Annotated in this window: 19 protein-coding genes; 8 read left to right on the plus strand and 11 right to left on the minus strand. The window is 60.7% G+C overall.

Annotated elements, in window-relative coordinates:
* Positions 1-37: 37 nt before the first annotated feature.
* The 4 genes from ACZZ0B_RS18700 to ACZZ0B_RS18715 form a co-directional block, all read right to left on the minus strand.
* Entirely contained in the window at positions 38-961 is a 924-nt protein-coding gene (locus ACZZ0B_RS18700; protein ID WP_463545961.1) for a 5-oxoprolinase subunit C family protein, read from the minus strand.
* Positions 958-1,662 (minus strand): 5-oxoprolinase subunit PxpB, encoded by a 705-nt coding sequence (pxpB, locus tag ACZZ0B_RS18705; RefSeq protein WP_463545962.1) that lies wholly within the window; start codon positions 1,660-1,662, stop codon positions 958-960. Before pxpB ends, ACZZ0B_RS18700 begins: the two co-directional genes overlap by 4 nt.
* Complete coding sequence (locus ACZZ0B_RS18710) at positions 1,659-2,411, minus strand: 5-oxoprolinase subunit PxpA (RefSeq protein WP_463545963.1); 753 nt, start codon at positions 2,409-2,411, stop codon at positions 1,659-1,661. The genes pxpB and ACZZ0B_RS18710 overlap by 4 nt, the downstream gene beginning before the upstream one ends.
* A 62-nt stretch (positions 2,412-2,473) precedes the next feature.
* Positions 2,474-3,760: an MFS transporter gene (locus ACZZ0B_RS18715; protein WP_463545964.1), complete on the minus strand. Its 1,287-nt coding sequence runs from the start codon at positions 3,758-3,760 to the stop codon at positions 2,474-2,476.
* 159 nt (positions 3,761-3,919) lie between these two features.
* Between ACZZ0B_RS18715 and ACZZ0B_RS18720 the strand changes: the two genes are divergently transcribed.
* Complete coding sequence (locus tag ACZZ0B_RS18720; RefSeq protein WP_463545965.1) at positions 3,920-4,834, plus strand: LysR family transcriptional regulator; 915 nt, start codon at positions 3,920-3,922, stop codon at positions 4,832-4,834.
* 85 nt (positions 4,835-4,919) lie between these two features.
* Here the strand turns inward: ACZZ0B_RS18720 and ACZZ0B_RS18725 are convergent, their stop codons facing one another.
* The 3 genes from ACZZ0B_RS18725 to ACZZ0B_RS18735 are packed head-to-tail and all read right to left on the minus strand — an operon-like array spanning position 4,920 to position 6,766.
* Positions 4,920-5,462, minus strand: coding sequence for a DUF2937 family protein (locus ACZZ0B_RS18725; protein WP_008085908.1), 543 nt, complete (start codon positions 5,460-5,462; stop codon positions 4,920-4,922).
* A gap of 13 nt (positions 5,463-5,475) precedes the next feature.
* Entirely contained in the window at positions 5,476-6,252 is a 777-nt protein-coding gene (locus ACZZ0B_RS18730) for a class II glutamine amidotransferase (protein ID WP_008085906.1), read from the minus strand.
* A gap of 16 nt (positions 6,253-6,268) precedes the next feature.
* The gene (locus ACZZ0B_RS18735; RefSeq protein WP_158835419.1) at positions 6,269-6,766 is read right to left on the minus strand and encodes an MFS transporter; all 498 of its coding nucleotides are present in this window, start codon (positions 6,764-6,766) and stop codon (positions 6,269-6,271) included.
* Positions 6,767-6,992: 226 nt separating this feature from the next.
* Between ACZZ0B_RS18735 and ACZZ0B_RS18740 the strand changes: the two genes are divergently transcribed.
* Both ACZZ0B_RS18740 and ACZZ0B_RS18745 read left to right on the plus strand, forming a co-directional pair.
* A complete protein-coding gene (locus tag ACZZ0B_RS18740; protein WP_463545966.1) occupies positions 6,993-9,047 on the plus strand; it encodes a S9 family peptidase in 2,055 nt (684 codons plus the stop codon).
* Positions 9,048-9,249: 202 nt separating this feature from the next.
* Positions 9,250-9,723, plus strand: coding sequence for a Crp/Fnr family transcriptional regulator (locus ACZZ0B_RS18745; protein WP_008085900.1), 474 nt, complete (start codon positions 9,250-9,252; stop codon positions 9,721-9,723).
* Here ACZZ0B_RS18745 and ACZZ0B_RS18750 read toward each other — a convergent pair.
* On the minus strand, positions 9,720-10,004 hold the full coding sequence (locus ACZZ0B_RS18750; RefSeq protein WP_440096303.1) for a hypothetical protein: 285 nt from the start codon (positions 10,002-10,004) through the stop codon (positions 9,720-9,722). The genes ACZZ0B_RS18745 and ACZZ0B_RS18750 overlap by 4 nt on opposite strands.
* 80 nt (positions 10,005-10,084) lie before the next feature.
* On the opposite strand from ACZZ0B_RS18750, the gene ACZZ0B_RS18755 reads away from it, so the two are divergent.
* The 4 genes from ACZZ0B_RS18755 (at position 10,085) to ACZZ0B_RS18770 (ending at position 12,330) form a co-directional block, all read left to right on the plus strand.
* On the plus strand, positions 10,085-10,771 hold the full coding sequence (locus ACZZ0B_RS18755) for a spermidine synthase (protein ID WP_007911335.1): 687 nt from the start codon (positions 10,085-10,087) through the stop codon (positions 10,769-10,771).
* A gap of 48 nt (positions 10,772-10,819) precedes the next feature.
* Positions 10,820-11,191 carry a YajD family HNH nuclease gene (locus ACZZ0B_RS18760; protein ID WP_007911336.1) on the plus strand — a complete coding sequence of 124 codons (372 nt, stop codon included), beginning with the start codon at positions 10,820-10,822 and terminating at the stop codon, positions 11,189-11,191.
* A 209-nt stretch (positions 11,192-11,400) separates the two neighbouring features.
* Positions 11,401-11,871: an RNA methyltransferase gene (locus ACZZ0B_RS18765; protein WP_007911337.1), complete on the plus strand. Its 471-nt coding sequence runs from the start codon at positions 11,401-11,403 to the stop codon at positions 11,869-11,871.
* An 81-nt stretch (positions 11,872-11,952) separates the two neighbouring features.
* Positions 11,953-12,330 carry a YgaP family membrane protein gene (locus tag ACZZ0B_RS18770; protein WP_008087099.1) on the plus strand — a complete coding sequence of 126 codons (378 nt, stop codon included), beginning with the start codon at positions 11,953-11,955 and terminating at the stop codon, positions 12,328-12,330.
* Positions 12,331-12,416: 86 nt separating this feature from the next.
* On the opposite strand, the gene ACZZ0B_RS18775 is transcribed toward ACZZ0B_RS18770, so the two are convergent.
* Together ACZZ0B_RS18775 and ACZZ0B_RS18780 are read right to left on the minus strand one after the other, a co-directional pair.
* Entirely contained in the window at positions 12,417-13,646 is a 1,230-nt protein-coding gene (locus ACZZ0B_RS18775) for a hypothetical protein (protein ID WP_463545967.1), read from the minus strand.
* Between the two features lie 78 nt (positions 13,647-13,724).
* On the minus strand, positions 13,725-14,174 hold the full coding sequence (locus tag ACZZ0B_RS18780; RefSeq protein ID WP_463545968.1) for a YcgN family cysteine cluster protein: 450 nt from the start codon (positions 14,172-14,174) through the stop codon (positions 13,725-13,727).
* A gap of 280 nt (positions 14,175-14,454) precedes the next feature.
* On the opposite strand from ACZZ0B_RS18780, the gene ACZZ0B_RS18785 reads away from it, so the two are divergent.
* The gene (locus tag ACZZ0B_RS18785) at positions 14,455-15,048 is read left to right on the plus strand and encodes a nitroreductase family protein (RefSeq protein WP_440096308.1); all 594 of its coding nucleotides are present in this window, start codon (positions 14,455-14,457) and stop codon (positions 15,046-15,048) included.
* Between the two features lie 123 nt (positions 15,049-15,171).
* On the opposite strand, the gene ACZZ0B_RS18790 is transcribed toward ACZZ0B_RS18785, so the two are convergent.
* The gene (locus ACZZ0B_RS18790; protein WP_440096310.1) at positions 15,172-16,104 is read right to left on the minus strand and encodes a D-2-hydroxyacid dehydrogenase; all 933 of its coding nucleotides are present in this window, start codon (positions 16,102-16,104) and stop codon (positions 15,172-15,174) included.
* Positions 16,105-16,171 lie beyond the last annotated feature (67 nt).

Here is a 16,171-nt window from a genome sequence, read left to right on the forward strand (position 1 = left end):
GCGTTCCCCTGTAGGAGTGAGCCTGCTCGCGATGCTTCTAGGTATGTTTAAAGCGCTGCAGATAATCGACATGCTCACGATGCGCAACGTCTTGCACCACCGGCCGCAACCGCACCTGCGCCCCCGGCAGGCACTGCGCCAACCGCGCCAACGCCAACGGCGTTAATGCCCCCAACCGTGGATAGCCACCAATCGTCTGCCGATCATTGAGCAACACAATCGGCTGCCCGTCCGGTGGCACCTGCACCGCGCCCAACGGAATCCCCTCGGAAATCATCGGCTGGCCTTGATATTCCAACGCCTTGCCCAGCAAACGAATGCCCATGCGATCCGCGCGACTGTCCAGCGTCCACGCACTGTTAAACACATCAAACAGACTCTGCCCGCTGAACTGACCGATCTGTGCGCCGAGCACCAGATCCAGCGGCGCATTCGATTTCAGATCCGGCCGTAAATCCACAGGCACCTCGCGAACATACAGCGATTCTCCGTGATAACTCAGCGCCGAACCCTTGGCCAATGGCAAGCCCATGCCATCGAGGCCGCCGAGCTCTTCGCGCACCACTGTGGCACTGCTGCCCAATACCTTCGGCGCCACAAAACCACCGGGCGCCGCCAGGTACGCCCGAGCGCCGAGCAGCGGTTGCGTGAACTGCAACCGCTGACCTTTGCCCAATTTGAAACTGCGCCACGGCGCCAACGGCTGACCATCAACCTGCGCGCCAAGATCCGCCCCGGCCAGCGCCAGCAAGCAATCCTCTTCGGCGATCAGCGCAAACCCGCCGAGGGTGATTTCGATCACCGGCACATCCGGCCCATTGCCCAGCAGCCAGTTGGCCCAGCTCATCGAGCACCAATCCGCCGCACCGCCCTGGGTCACGCCCAGATGCCGCACGCCAAACCGCCCGGCGTCTTGCAACAGGCACAGCGGCGTACTCGCCTCAATCGTCAGTCGGCTCATGCCTGCGCCTCCAATGGCGTGTCGTCGCCGCCCAGGCGGATGAATTCGGCGTGGCTGACCGCCTCGAAACGCACAGTGTCGCCGGGTTGCATCAGGCTGTAGCCGTCGCGATGACGATCAAACAGTTTCGCTGGCGTGCGACCGATCAGGTTCCAGCCACCGGGAGACACGACCGGATAGGCTGCCGTTTGCCGTTCAGCAATACCGACGCTGCCAGCCGCGACTTTCTTGCGCGGGGTGTTCAAGCGTGGCGCTGCGAGGATTTCTTCGACCAGCCCCATGAAGGCAAAGCCGGGCGCAAAACCGAGAGCGAACACCTGATATTCGCGGCCGCTGTGGCGACGGATCACCTCCTCCACTGCCAGCCCACTGCGTTCAGCCAGCAAGCTCAACTCTGGCCCGACGCTCAAGTCATACCAGACCGGCAGCACATGACATTGACCGGCGGATCGTGAATTCGGCGACAGATCAATCAGCGCCTCAGCGATCAATTCCCGCGCCTGATTCGGGCTCAAAACCGTCAAATCGTAATGCACCATCAACGTCGTGTACGACGGCACCAGATCGATCAATTGCGCGCCAAACACCGTACGCAAGCGCTCACTGGCGGCGAGCATCCATGGCATGTTGGCCTCAGCGATTTCATCGAACAGACGCAGCATCAGGCAATCCAGTGCCACCACTTCAATCCTTGGGTTCATTGCGCGTCCTGCTGATTCAAGGCCTCGCGAATACGCTGCACGGCGGCCACCGAACTGGCGTTGTCGCCGTGTACGCAGAGGGTGTTGGCATGCAGGCGCAAGGCGCTGCCATCGCTGGCCTTGAGATTTTCGCCACGGGCGATGGTCAGCGCTTGCTCGATGATTTTTTCAGGCTCGTGATGCACCGCACCCGGCAGTTGTCGCGAGACCAGTTTGCCGGCGCTGTCATAGGCGCGGTCGGCGAAGGCTTCGAACCACAACGTCACGCCATACTCATCACCAATTTGCTGTGCAGCCGAGTTGTCGCGAGTGGCCATCAACATCAGCGGCAGGCTGCGATCGTAATCTGCTACGGCCTGAATCACCGCACGCAGTTGTGCCGGGTTGGCCATCATGTCGTTGTACATCGCGCCGTGCGGTTTGACGTAGCTGACCCGCCCGCCCTGCGCTTTGCAAATGCCGTCGAGGGCGCCGATCTGGTAATGCAGGATGTCTTGCAGCTCTTGCGCTGAATACGCCATGGAACGGCGGCCGAAGCCGACCAGATCCTGATAAGCCGGATGCGCGCCAATCTTGACCCCGTGGCTCAGCGCCAGGCTGACGGTCTTGCGCATGATGCTCGGATCGCCGGCATGGAAGCCGCAGGCGACGTTGGCGCAATCGATGAAGGGCATGACCTCGGCATCCAGACCCATGGTCCAGCTGCCGAAGCTCTCGCCAATGTCGCAATTCAATAGCAGGCGGCTCACGGTGAACACTCCTGTAGCGTCTTGTCTTTTTATCTGTAGGAATTTGTTTCGCAGGTTATCAGTTACTGCGTATCGAGTTGCTTGCCACGGGTTTCCGGCAGGCTCAACGCCGCGATAATCACTACGCCGTAAGACACTGCAGCAAAGGCACCAATACCGACGCTCAATGGCACGGTCTGGCTAAGCAAACCGATCAGCAGCGGAAACAATGCCGCCAACGCCCGCCCGATGTTGTAGCAAAAGCCCTGCCCCGAACCGCGAATCCGTGTTGGAAACAACTCAGTGAGAAACGCGCCCATGCCGCTGAAGATCCCCGAGGCAAAGAAGCCCAGCGGAAAGCCCAGCCACAGCATCACGCCATTACTCACCGGCAATTGCGTATAGAGCAGCACGATGGTGAACGAGCCGACCGCGAACAGGATGAAATTCTTTTTGCGGCCGAGCAGATCGGTCAGATAAGCGCTGATCACGTAGCCGACGTAAGAGCCGACAATCACCATCGCCAGATAGCCGCCGGTGCCGAGCACGCCCAAGCCGCGTTCGTTCTTGAGGAAGGTCGGCAGCCAGGAAGTGATGGCGTAATAACCGCCGAGCGCACCGGTGGTCAGCAACGAAGCGCGGAACGTGGTGAAGAGCATGCCCGGCGCGAAGATCTCGTAGAACTTCGATTGATTCTCCGGCGTTTGTTGGGCTTTAGCCTCGCGATAGATCTCCGGATCCTTGACCAGACGGCGGACGAAAATCACGAAAATCGCCGGCACGATGCCGAGGATGAACAGCGCGCGCCAGGCGTCTTCCGGCGGCAGCACCGAGAACAGCAGCGCATACAGAATCGCCGTCAGCCCCCAGCCCAGCGCCCAACCGGATTGCACCATGCCCACCGCTTTGCCGCGATCCTTGGCGCGGATCACCTCGCCGATCAGCACCGCGCCGGCCGTCCATTCGCCGCCGAAACCGAAGCCCATCAAGGTGCGGGCGATCAGCAATTGTTCGTAGTTTTGCGCGAAGCCGCAGAGGAAGGTGAAGAAGGCGAACCACAGCACCGTCAATTGCAGGGTGCGCACGCGGCCGATGCGGTCAGAAAGAATCCCGGCGACCCAACCGCCAATCGCTGAAGCAATCAGCGTGCTGGTATGAATCAGCCCGGCCTCGCCGGTAGTGATGCCCCACATCGCAATCAGCGTCGGCACGACGAAGCTGAGCATCTGCGTGTCCATGCCGTCCAGACCGTAGCCGATCTTGCAGCTCCAGAACGTGCGGCGCTCCTGCTGGTTGATGTTGCGATACCAGTCGAACGGCCCCGGACGCGCCGGTGCCGAGGATGCTTCTAGGGTGTCGGGAGCACTCATGGCTTATCTCCGCAGGTTTTTTATTGGTCTTGTTCGCAGCCCCGACGACGCCTATCGTGGGGACCGGATGCGTCGATTTTTCGTCGCGCGGCCCTACTGCGTCCAACGAATAAAAACCCGCCTTAGGCATAAGAAAAATTTGTCACCCGAGCCTTGCCCATGAACCTGAAGTTTCTCGAGACCTTTGTCTGGGTCGCCCGCCTGAAGAGTTTTCGCCTGACCGCCGACAAGCTGTTCACCACCCAGGCGTCGATTTCGAGCCGCATTGCGGTGCTGGAGGGCGAGCTGGGGGTTAAGCTGTTTCTGCGCGATTCGCGCGGTGTCAGCCTGACGCCCGAAGGACTGAAAGTGCTGGAATATGCCGAGCAGATGCTCGACACCATGTCGGCGCTCAAGCAGTCGATCGAAACCCGCTCAAGCAAGGTCGGCCGCGTGCGCATCGGCGTGATGGACACGGTGATCCACACTTGGCTGAGCCCGTTGGTGGCGCAGATGACCGATCTGTATCCACGGGTGGAAATCGAGCTGGTGGCGGATACCTCGCTGAACCTCTGCGATCAGCTGCAAAAAGGCTTTCTTGATCTGATTCTGCAAACCGATCTGGTGCGCCATGAAAGCGTGCGCAGTCTGGAGTTGGCCAGCCATCCGCTGGGCTGGATCGTCGCCAGTAATTCGATCTACAACCGCGACTACACCGACCTCGCTGAACTGGCGCAGGAACGCATCATCACCTACTCGAAAAACTCCCGGCCGCATCAAGACCTTGTGGCGTTGATGCAGGCGAACGGGGTGCTGGCTCCGCGCTTGAACTGCGTGAATTCGGTGTCGGCGATCACACGGTTGTTGCGCGATGGTTTTGGTATTGGCGTGCTGCCGCCGGTGCTGGTAGCGGAGGAACTGGCGCGGGGGGAACTGACCTTGCTGGCCATTGATCAGCGTCCGCCGGACTTGCAGGTGGTGGTGTCGTGGCGGGTGGGGGTTGAGTGGGTCGAGGAGATTGTGACGTTGTGTCAGCAGGTGTTGGCGGGGTATGCGCAGAAGTTCGGTGATGAGTATGTGGTTTTGAACCCCTGAATAGCAAAAGATCGCAGCCTGCGGCAGCTCCTACATTGATCTCTATAGGAGCTGCCGCAGGCTGCGATCTTTTGATCTTGAGCTGTTACAACCCACGCACGTCGCGGTCTTCGATCGGGCGGCTCTGGCGCAAGCGGCGGCCACCGAGCACCACCCAGTCGATCAGGCGGAACAGGCACTCAATGCCGAAGGACAGCAGCAACGCCCCGCTCATGCCCCAGATCATCGCTTCCGGGGTCAGCAGAATCTGGTAGCTGTAGCCGTTCCAGGTTTCCTTGCGAATGTCCGGATCCGCCGCCAGCACCACTTGCAGGAAGCGGATGTACCACGGGCCCTGCATCGCCTGGAACTGTTTATCCAACGCGAGCTGACGATCGAGCAAGGTGCTCAGGCTGTCGGCATCGCTGCGAAACACCGGGTCTTCGCTGGCGCGGTAATGCGCCACCAGCGCCTGTATATCGCCCTTGAAGAACTGCTCGGCGGTGCCCTGGAACCCGCGCAAACCAGTCTGCGCTTCAATCAGATGCGCTTCGACCCGTTTCGCGTAATCGTTGATAAACCCCGGCACCTGGACACCGATCAACAGGCCCGCCGCAAACAACACCAGCCGTAGATAACTGAGCAACATCGGGGATAGATCCTTATTCGGTCTTGCCCTGGCTGACGCATTCGCCGCGTCGCCACAGGCTCCATTGGCCCGGTTCGTAGCGGGTCCAGGTTTCGTTTTCGGTTAACGGTTCGGTGGCAATCACCGTCACTACGTCGTTGGGCGTGGTTTCGGCCTGGAAATCGACGATCACGTCGACATCCTTCAGCCGTGCCGGGCCGAACGGTGCGCGCCGGGTGATCTGTGCGAGTTTGGTCGAGCAATAGCAGAACAGCCAGTCGCCATCACTGAGCAGGCAGTTGAATACGCCTTTGCTGCGGTATTCGGCACAGGCAGCGACCAGATCCGGCAGCAGCGCTTCTATATCGACCGGCTCCGGAAAAGCTGCACGTACGCGGTTGAGCAAATCGCAGAACGCCGCCTCGCTGTCGGTATCGCCGACCGGGCGGTAGAAACTTTTGATCGGCGTGAAGTCGGCGAGCTGGCCGTTGTGCGCGAAGCACCAGTTGCGCCCCCACAGCTCGCGGACGAACGGGTGGGTGTTGGACAGGCAGACCTTGCCGACGTTGGCCTGGCGGATGTGGCCGATGACCACTTCGCTTTTGATCGGATAACGCTGCACCAGATTGGCGACTTCCGATTCGCAACTCGCTGCCGGGTCCTGGAACAGGCGCAAACCGCGGCCTTCATAGAAGGCGATGCCCCAGCCATCGCGGTGCGGGCCGGTACGCCCGCCGCGCTGCATCAGACCGGTGAAGCTGAAGACGATGTCGGTCGGCACGTTGGCACTCATGCCCAGTAATTCACACATGTGCGGACTCTCGGGATTACAGACGCGGCTCGACCCGCATGCGCTGCGGATTGTTCGGGACCGGTGGCCGGCCGTAGCGGTCATCACCGGCAGCGCCGAACGGTTGATCGTCGTCGCGGTCATCGGCACGGGCGGCGGCTTTGGCCGCTTCGGCTTGTTCGCGGCGAGCCTTGGAGGCACGTTCGATCGGGAAGCGGATCAGCACGAAGATCAGGTAGATGCCGAAAGCGATCATGCCGTACATGAACAGATCGGAGACTGCACGCCAGGCGTTGTTGCCGACCTTGAAGGCCAGGTCCAGCGCGGTGATGGCGATGGCCGGCGCAACCTTTTCCTTGACCGGGTCAATGATGGTCGGGCTGAACAGCAACACCGCCATCAACACGCGCAGCGGTTCGCGCAGCCAGCGCCACATCCAGGTAGTCAGGCGCATCCATACCAACAGGCAGCCCACAGCGGCAAAGGCGTAGAGGCCCCAGGCGATCAGATAGTCGTTCTCGGTCATGGTGTCCATGGCAAGGCAGGCAAAGAGGCGCTTATAGTAACGACTTTTCGCCCATCCGGCTTGTCCCAATAGACATGCGACCTGTAGGAGTGAGCCTGCTCGCGATGACGGACAGCCTGACAACATTGATGTTGAATGTGCCGGCCTTATCGCGAGCAGGCTCACTCCTACAGGGTCTGCGGCGGTTTCAAGCGCTGCGAAAACCCCTATTCCGTACATTGTTCGAGAGCCTTCCATGCCCCAATCCGCCAATGCCATCAGTGCCCCGATTGCCCACAAGGCGCCCGGTGCCGACCCGTACGCCTGGCTGCAGGAACGCGACACCGACGCGGTGCTCGATTACCTCAAGGCCGAAAACGCTTACCAAGAAGCGCAAACCGCCGATCAGGCCGAGTTGCGCGAATCTCTGTTCGAAGAGATCAAGGGGCGGATTCTGGAAACCGACCTGTCCCTGCCCTCGCCGTGGGGCTCCTACCTGTATTACACGCGCACCACGGCGGGTGACGAATACGCCCGGCACTATCGCTGCCCGCGCCCGGCCGACGACAGCCTGACCCTCGACGAAAGCCGCGAACAACTGCTGCTCGACCCGAATGAACTGGCCAATGGCGGTTTTTTCTCGCTGGGTGCCTTCAGCATCAGCCCCGACCACCAGCGTCTGGCCTACAGCGTCGACGCCACGGGCGATGAGATTTACACGCTGTTCGTCAAGGAACTGTCCAACGACAAGGTCAGCGAGCTGGAGTTCGAGGACTGCGACGGCAGCATGACCTGGGCCAACGACAGCCTGACGCTGTTCTTCGGCGTGCTCGACGACACCCACCGGCCGCACAAACTGTTGCGTTACCGTCTCGATGGCACTGCCGCTGAAGAGGTCTTCCACGAGGCGGACGGGCGTTTCTTCCTGCATTGCTACCGCGCAAGCTCCGAACAGCAATTGCTGTTGTCGCTGGGCAGCAAGACCACCAGCGAAGTCTGGGTGCTCGATGCCAATCAGCCGCACCTGCCGTTCACCTGCCTGGCGCCACGGGTCGAAGACCACGAATACGACGTCGATCACGGCCTGCTCGATGGCGCGTGGACATGGTTTATCCGCACCAACCGCGACGGCATCAACTACGCCCTGTATCAGGCACCGGACACCGGCATTGCGCCGACCGAAGCCGAGTGGCAGAACCTGATCCCGCACAGCGACACGGTGATGCTCGATGGCGTCAGCCTCAACACCGAGGCGATGACCCTGAGCTTGCGCGAAGGTGGTCTGCCGATCATCGAAGTTCACCCACAAGGCCTGGCGCCTTATCGCGTGCAATTGCCGGACGCGGCCTACAGCCTGTATGTGCAAAACAGCCTGGAGTTTGAAAGCGACCGCATTCGTCTGCGCTACGAGGCCTTGAACCGTCCGGCGCAAGTGCGCCAGTTGTTGCTGGCGAGCGGCGAACAAGCCGTCCTCAAGGAAACGCCGGTGCTCGGTCCGTTCGACGCCGAAGCCTACGTCAGCCAGCGCCTGTGGGCGTCGGCGCCGGACGGCACGCTGGTGCCGATCAGCCTGGTGATGAAACGCGAAATGGTCGGTAAGGCCGTGCCGCTGTATCTGTACGGTTATGGCGCTTACGGTTCGAGCCTCGATCCGTGGTTCTCCCACGCGCGCCTGAGCCTTTTGGATCGCGGCATGGCCTTTGCCATCGCCCACGTGCGTGGCGGCGGAGAGCTGGGCGAGGCCTGGTATCGCGCCGGCAAGCAGGAACACAAGCACAACACCTTCAGCGATTTCATTGCCTGCGCCGAATTTTTGATCCTCAACGGCATCACCACTGCCGAGAAACTGGCGATCAGCGGCGGCAGCGCCGGTGGCTTGCTGATCGGCGCGGTGCTCAACCAGCGCCCGGATCTGTTCGGTGTGGCGATTGCCGAAGTGCCGTTCGTCGACGTGCTCAACACCATGCTCGACCCGGAGCTGCCGCTGACCGTCACCGAATACGACGAGTGGGGCAATCCTGAAGAGCCGGAAGTTTACGAGCGGATCAAGGCTTACGCGCCGTACGAAAACGTCAGTGCGCAGAATTATCCTGCGACGCTGGTAATCGCCGGCTACAACGACAGCCGCGTGCAGTACTGGGAAGCGGCCAAGTGGGTGGCGAAGTTACGCGCGACCAAGACCGACGACAATCTGCTGCTGCTCAAGACTGAACTGGGAGCCGGCCACGGCGGGATGAGCGGGCGTTATCAGGGATTACGTGACGTAGCGCTCGAATACGCATTTGTTTTCAAGGTTTTGGGCATTGCCTGAGGAACTCCACCGGTCACTTGGGTCTTAACTCCAGACCCAAGAGGCCGATACTCACAGATCCCTGTAGGAGCTGCCGAAGGCTGCGATCTTTTGATCTTGCCTTTTAAAAAATCAAAATCAAAAGATCGCAGCCTTCGGCAGCTCCTACATGGGGATTGTGTAATGCCTGGAATCCGTGACAACAGAATAAGACCGTGACGACATGTCAGAACCGACCTTCCTGAACAACGAAATCCGCGACTGGCTGATGGACTGCGGCCTGTTCGATCAATTGCAACTGGCCGACTTTGCGGCCGCTTCCGGCTATTTCAGCATCAGCACCGTGGCTGAAGGCGAGGCGATTTTCCGTGAGGGTGATGCCGGCAGTTTCATGTGCATCCTCCACACCGGTCAGGTCGCCGTGCAGAAAACCGGGCCCGACGGCCAAGTCATCACCATGGCCACCCTGCGCAGCGGTCGGGCCTTTGGCGAAATGGCCGTGCTCGACGGTGAACGCCGTTCGGCTACCTGCATCGCCGCGAGCAACTGTCAGTTGCTCAACCTCGGCAAAGACTCCCTGGAAAAAATGCTCAACGACGCACCGAAAATCGCCGCGAAGATCATCCGTGCCCTCGCCGTTTCGCTGTCGAAACGCCTGCGCATGGCCGACGGTCAATTAGCGGCGCAACAGGTTTAACCGCCGGGGGATTTTGCCTTGGTGCCGGTCGGTTCAATGCCTTGCACCGGTTGATCCTTGCTTGGCGGGCTGGGCATTTCGATCGGCACCAGAGGCGGGCTGCCACTGCCGGCGCCAGACTTGGGAATGTTGATCGGGGTGATCTGCGGATACGGTGTCGGCGTTGCAGTACCGGGCGAGCCGGGTTGCGGCGCCGGGCTGAGCGGAATCGACTGTTGCGCCTGCGCTGCAGTAATCGTGAGCGCGGCCAGGGCAATGACCGTTAGAATGGTGCGCTTCATCAAGGGCTCCGTTTGGCCTCTAGTCTGCGCTCAGGCTACTCCCAACGGGCCTGCTTGCCTTCCCCCTTGTAGAGATTTCCATGAAACGTTTCGTTCTGCTCGACACCACCCCGATCCCTGAAAGCGGCGGTGCCCTGTGCCTGTTCGAGTATGGCGAGGACTTCGTCATCAAGATCCAGGGCGGCGACGGCGGGCAATTGATGAACACGCGCATGCACGGCTCCGAAGATGCGCTGGCCGAGATTCCGTGCCGCAAGGTCGCTGGCCGGCCGGATTCGCGGGTGCTGATCGGCGGCTTGGGCATGGGCTTCACCCTCGCCTCGGCACTCAAGCATCTGGGCAAGACCGCTGAAGTGGTGGTCGCAGAATTGGTGCCCGGCGTGGTCGAGTGGAACCGTGGCCCGCTCGGCGAGAAGTCCGGCCGGCCGTTGCTCGATCCGCGCACCGTCATCCGTCAGGAAGATGTGGCCAAGGTACTGCAAAGCGAACCGAACGGCTTCGACGCGATCATGCTCGACGTCGACAACGGCCCCGAAGGCCTGACCCAGAAGGCCAACAGCTGGCTGTACTCCGCCGCTGGCCTGAATGCCTGCGCCAAGGCATTGCGTCCGAAAGGCGTACTGGCGGTGTGGTCAGCCAGCGCTGATCGACTGTTTTCCGACAAATTGAAGAAGGCCGGTTTCAAGGCCGAAGAGGTCCAGGTCTTCGCCCACGGCAACAAGGGCACGCGGCACACAATCTGGATTGCCGAGAAGCTCAAGGGCTGAGCTAAACTCTGCGCATAACCGTCATTAGTCTTTTACAAAGGTGAACCCATGAGTTCGTCCACCCCAACCAATACGTCGAAGCTGGATCGCATCCTCGCTGACAACCAGCGCGACAAGGAAATGGGCTACCGCGACAAGGCCCTGAAGATGTACCCGCACGTCTGTGGCCGCTGCACCCGTGAATTTTCCGGCAAGCGCCTCAGCGAACTGACCGTGCACCACCGCGATCACAACCACGACAACAACCCGCAAGACGGCTCGAACTGGGAATTGTTGTGCCTGTATTGCCACGACAACGAACATTCGCGGTATACCGATCAGCAGTACTTCAGCGAAGGCTCGTTGAGCACGCCGAAGATTGCCAAGGCGACGCACAACCCGTTTGCCGCCCTCGCCGGGCTGATGAAAAAAGAAGATTAATGATCTTCATCGCCTGAACTGGCCCCATCGCTGGCAAGCCAGCTCCCACAGTGATCAGGCTCGTTCACAAATTTTGTGTGTATCCAGGAAACCTGTGGGAGCTGGCTTGCCAGCGATGAGGCCGGGCCAGACACCGCAGATCTCGAATCTGCCCGCACTCCCCCAATCCCCGTATAATCGCGCTCTTTTTTCCCGAAGGCACCCCGCTCGTGGCAGACAAACGGTACAGCTGCATTGGTTTGTATAACCCCAAATCACCGGAGAACGTCGGTTCGGTGATGCGCGCCGCAGGCTGCTATGGCGTGGCATCGGTGTTCTACACCGGCAAGCGTTATGAACGCGCCGCCGATTTCGTCACCGACACCAAGCGCGTGCACTACGACATCCCGCTGATCGGCATCGACGATCTGAAAAAGATCCTCCCGCTCAACTGCGTACCGGTCGCCGTGGAACTGGTTGAGGGCGCCCGCCCGCTGCCGGAATACACCCACCCGGATCGCGCGCTGTACATCTTCGGACCGGAAGACGGCTCGCTGGATAAAGAAATCCGCGACTGGTGCGAAGACGTTGTGTACATCCCGACCACCGGCTGCATGAACCTCGCCGCCACGGTCAACGTCGTGCTCTACGACCGCATGGCCAAAGGCTTGAACACCCGCTCCGGGCCAAAATTCCGCTAAAGCGTCGAACATCCGATGGAACAAGCTGGCCGCTTGCGCAGTCAGCTTGTTTATCCATTATTCATTGCCTGGAGAAAGATCATGACCGAGCTCAAACGCGTCGAGCGTATCGAATCCACCCCATTCCAAAGCCGTTCCGAGCAGAACGTCGAAGGCTGGGAGCGCATCGGCTCATTGGCCGGTGGCGTGATCATGGTCGGCAAGGGCCTGCGCCGTGGCGGTGTGTTCGGTCTGATTCAGGTGGCGATTGGCGGCGTGGCCATGGCCCGCGGGATTACCGGGCACAGCTCGGTGAAGAGTCTGATCGAGAAGAGTCGTCAGGATATGAACAACGTGCGGGCGAAGATCGAGCGTGCCGGGGAAGAGTTGAGCAAGCTGAAGGCGAATGCCGAAGCAGCGACCAGCTCGGCGACGGTGACCGGCAATGATTCAGTGAAATCGCCGAAAGCCGGGGTTTAAAAGCACAAGATCGCAGCCTGCGGCAGCTCCTACAGGGAAACGCACTCCACATGTAGGAGCTGCCGCAGGCTGCGATCTTTTGCTCTTTATTGCAGTAACTCGGTATCAAGGACTTTCGAGGACTCGCCGAGCACACTCTCAGCCAGTCGCACAAACTCTTTAGTACTCACCGTCCCCAAATGCATCGCACCCCGCAACACATCATCCAGCGAGCGCTTGTTACGCGTTTTCAGACGAATCTCGCGATCCAGTTCCTGCAACAAAATCACCGCTTTTGACACCTGCGCCGGGCTGATCTGCGCGCCACGCAACGTCTTGACTTTCTGACTGTCCTTGGCCAGTTTCGCCTGCAAACTCTGATAGCGCTCATCACTCATGCCACCGGCGCGGCGCACCAGTTCGATCGCGTAATACTCGGCAAAACCCTCGCTGATCCAGTCGCTGCGCTGCTCGTCATTGATCCGTCCGAACACCTGCGCCAGCTCCCGCACCAATGCGCTGCTGCCGCTTTCACTGACCAGCGGCAATCGGCTATTCACGAAGATCGATTCATGCGCGCCAAGGCTGCCACGCCACATCGGGTCATTGGCGCCGACGATCAACAGTTTCGCCGGATGCCGTGGGTAAACCGCCTGCACCTGCGGCCAGACGAACGTCAGCAACGTCAGCACGTCCATGCGGCGCATGCCCTGCCCTTGCGGCGAAGCCACGGTGACTTCGGTTTCGCCCAGTCGCGTGCGGCGACTGCCGAGGTGGCCGGCGAGCATCCAGCCGGTCGGGCGGTCGAACAGGCGTGACGGGTTATCGATGCGGAATTTGTTTTTGCCGATACGTGGCCACGCGGTTTCGACGCTTTTCCAGCCTTCGGGCAATTCGAATTGCAGGCGCGCGACCAGTTCGGTGCCGTCCTGTTGATCGAGTTTGGCCGGCGGCACCAACTCGTCGCCGCGCATCAACGCCCAACTCGGGGTCATGCGTGTGTCGAAGCTGCCGTTCTTGCGACCGTGGCTGAGGCGTACGCGGTAGGTCAGGCTGGCCTTGTCACGGGTCGGCCGCCAGACGCCGCGAGCGTGTGTGCCCGGCGTCAGCAGCCATTGGCCGTCGGCCTTGAAATCGCTGTAATGGCTGCCGTCACCGAGGTCGAAATCGAGGCTGCGCACGGCTTCGCCTTTGGCCAGGGTCAGGCGCACTTCGGCCTGATCGCTTTGCGGCAACAGGCGCACGTGGTAATCGAGGTCGACTTTCTGCGCCGCCCATACCGGTGCGCTCAGCGCCAGCAGTACGACGAGCAGCGCCTGAGGCAATCCCACAGCCATACACACTCCTTGTGGCTAGCGAGCCTGCTCGCAGGCCCGAATGATCGGGAGCAAGCTCCCTCGCTACAGATTGTTCAGTTAACCCGCGCGGAAAATCAGGTGATCTTCCCAATCGTCTTCCGGCACGCTGCCCTCGGCGAGCATGCGCCCGGACTGGGAAATCCGCTCGCGGTGCACCGCGTCACGGTCGCCGCAGACCAAGTGATGCCACAGCGGCAGGTCCTTGCCCTCGCTGACCAGACGATACCCGCAGGTCGGCGGCAGCCATTTGAACTCTTCGGCCTGGCCCGGCGTGAGCTGAATGCAGTCGGGGACAAACTTGATGCGATTCGGGTAGTCGCTGCACTGGCAGGTGTTCAGGTCGAGCAGTTTGCAGGCGATGCGCGTGTAATAGACGCTGTTGTCTTCTTCATCCTCGAGCTTTTGCAGGCAGCACAGACCACAGCCGTCGCACAGCGATTCCCATTCCTGGTGATTCAACTGATCGAGGGTTTTGTGTTTCCAGAACGGTTCGACTTCGGCGGCCATGGCTCAAGCATCAACATCAGGTGGTGAAAAGGCCGCCAGTCTAGTGCCCAAGGCCTTGTCGGCCAAGCGCTGGCGACTATCGGTTACACAGGGCTTGTCAGCTTTTGTGCAGACAAGTAGTTTGGCCTGTCGCAATGAGCCCTGCCCCAGTGCCATTAACGCTCGACCGCGTTACACGCCGGTGAACCCTCAGGCTCGGAAAACCCTCATCGTTCAGCGCAACTGATCCCGCCGGGTTTTCGTTCGAATCTCTTATTCAACCGTAGCAAGGAATCTCTCGATGAGTGCCAACCCTCGCGTTGCCGAATACGCCATTCACCCGCAATTCACTGACCGCTGGTCGCCGCGCGCTTTCACCGGTGAAGCGATCCCGGAAGAAACTCTGCTGAGCTTCTTCGAAGCAGCGCGCTGGGCACCGTCGGCGTACAACTCGCAGCCATGGCGTTTCCTCTACGCCCGTCGCGACACGCCGAACTGGCAGCGTTACCTGGGCCTGCTCAATGAGTTCAACCGAAGCTGGGCGCAGCATGCCTCGGCACTGGTAATCGTGATTTCGAAAACTACCTTCACTGCTCCGGGCGCGACGGAAGAAACGCCAGCACTGTGGCACACCTTTGACACGGGTTCGGCGTGGGGCCATCTGGCGCTGCAAGCGAGTCTCAGCGGCTGGCACACCCACGGCATGGCCGGGTTCGATCAGGAGCTGACGCGCAAGGAACTGAATATTCCGCAAGGTTATGCGCTGCATGCGGCGGTTGCGGTGGGCAAGTTGGGTGACAAGGCAACGCTGGCCGAGTACCTGCAAGCGCGCGAAGAACCGAGCCCGCGCCGCCCGCTGGGCGAGCTGGCGGCTGAAGGCGACTTCACCCTCTAAGCCACACCGCGAAACCAATTGTAGGAGTGAGCCTGCTCGCGATGAGGGCGTAACATTCAAAATCATTAATGACTGTTACACCGCTATCGCGAGCAGGCTCACTCCTACATTGTTTGTGGTGAATCAATACCCGCGATTGAAATCCACTTCACCGCGCAGCGCTTCACCCGCCTGATATGCCGTCAGGTTGTCGACAAACAACTGCACCATCAACGCCGGCGACGTCGGTGCCGAGCTGTGCCCGGTCAGCAGCAAGCCCCACGCGGTCCAGAACGGATGCCGTTGTGGCAATGGCTCCTGACGGCAAACGTCGATGACTGCACCGGCCAGATGCCCTTCCTTCAAGGCTTCGACCAGATCCGCATCCACCACCGCCACACCGCGCCCGGCGTTGATGAACAACCCGGTCGGCTTGAATTGCTTGAACAGCGCCGCGTCGTAGATATCGTGGGTGTGCTCAGTGTTCGGCAGCAGATTGACCACGTAATCGACTTCGCCGACCAGACGCGGCAGATCCGCCATCGAACCGACTTCGACAAACGGCGCCTGCTCGCGGGCACTGCTGGCAATGCCGTACAGCTCGACGCCGAACGGCAGCAGGAACTGCGCCACGCTCTGGCCGATGTCACCGGTGCCGACGATCAAGACTTTGCGCCCGACCAGACTCTGGCCGGTGCGGTTATCCCACTTGCGCTCGACCTGGCTGACCAGCCGCGCCAACACTTCGCGCTCGTGACCGAGCATGTAGGTCAGCACGTACTCGGCCATCACCTGGCCGAAAATCCCCACCGCCCGGGTCAGGCGATAATCGCGGCGCAAGCCGTCGGCCAGCAGCGGCGTGATGCCCGCCCAGGTCGATTGCAGCCATTGCGGTTGATGGCCCTGCCGCAGCAGGGTTGCCAGCAGATCCGGTTGCCCCAGCCACACCGGGCAATCCGTCGCCAGCCGCGCCAGTTCGGCAGAGTCGCCGCTGGTCAGCACTTCAAGCTCGGGCGCTGCCTGACGTAGCAAGCGGGCGTATATCGCGTGGTCGTGTTCAGCAATCAGAACGCGCATCTTCAAACCTTTCGCAAACCGTGCAGACGGCCACCGGATTTCGGTCGGCCATCGCGGTAAAAACAGT

It is taken from the genome of Pseudomonas sp. AC247, from assembly GCF_979258015.1.

Bases quoted from the DNA above. Each gene is read 5' to 3' on its own strand.
- ACZZ0B_RS18790 (WP_440096310.1), bottom strand. From the start codon at position 16,104: ATGCGCGTTCTGATTGCTGAACACGACCACGCGATATACGCCCGCTTG.
- ACZZ0B_RS18785 (WP_440096308.1), top strand. From the start codon at position 14,455: ATGAGTGCCAACCCTCGCGTTGCCGAATACGCCATTCACCCGCAATTC.
- ACZZ0B_RS18760 (WP_007911336.1), top strand. From the start codon at position 10,820: ATGAGTTCGTCCACCCCAACCAATACGTCGAAGCTGGATCGCATCCTC.
- ACZZ0B_RS18740 (WP_463545966.1), top strand. From the start codon at position 6,993: ATGCCCCAATCCGCCAATGCCATCAGTGCCCCGATTGCCCACAAGGCG.
- ACZZ0B_RS18730 (WP_008085906.1), bottom strand. From the start codon at position 6,252: ATGTGTGAATTACTGGGCATGAGTGCCAACGTGCCGACCGACATCGTC.
- ACZZ0B_RS18755 (WP_007911335.1), top strand. From the start codon at position 10,085: ATGAAACGTTTCGTTCTGCTCGACACCACCCCGATCCCTGAAAGCGGC.
- ACZZ0B_RS18700 (WP_463545961.1), bottom strand. From the start codon at position 961: ATGAGCCGACTGACGATTGAGGCGAGTACGCCGCTGTGCCTGTTGCAA.
- ACZZ0B_RS18750 (WP_440096303.1), bottom strand. From the start codon at position 10,004: ATGAAGCGCACCATTCTAACGGTCATTGCCCTGGCCGCGCTCACGATT.
- ACZZ0B_RS18780 (WP_463545968.1), bottom strand. From the start codon at position 14,174: ATGGCCGCCGAAGTCGAACCGTTCTGGAAACACAAAACCCTCGATCAG.
- ACZZ0B_RS18720 (WP_463545965.1), top strand. From the start codon at position 3,920: ATGAACCTGAAGTTTCTCGAGACCTTTGTCTGGGTCGCCCGCCTGAAG.
- pxpB (WP_463545962.1), bottom strand. From the start codon at position 1,662: ATGAACCCAAGGATTGAAGTGGTGGCACTGGATTGCCTGATGCTGCGT.
- ACZZ0B_RS18715 (WP_463545964.1), bottom strand. From the start codon at position 3,760: ATGAGTGCTCCCGACACCCTAGAAGCATCCTCGGCACCGGCGCGTCCG.
- ACZZ0B_RS18745 (WP_008085900.1), top strand. From the start codon at position 9,250: ATGTCAGAACCGACCTTCCTGAACAACGAAATCCGCGACTGGCTGATG.
- ACZZ0B_RS18725 (WP_008085908.1), bottom strand. From the start codon at position 5,462: ATGTTGCTCAGTTATCTACGGCTGGTGTTGTTTGCGGCGGGCCTGTTG.
- ACZZ0B_RS18775 (WP_463545967.1), bottom strand. From the start codon at position 13,646: ATGGCTGTGGGATTGCCTCAGGCGCTGCTCGTCGTACTGCTGGCGCTG.
- ACZZ0B_RS18735 (WP_158835419.1), bottom strand. From the start codon at position 6,766: ATGGACACCATGACCGAGAACGACTATCTGATCGCCTGGGGCCTCTAC.
- ACZZ0B_RS18770 (WP_008087099.1), top strand. From the start codon at position 11,953: ATGACCGAGCTCAAACGCGTCGAGCGTATCGAATCCACCCCATTCCAA.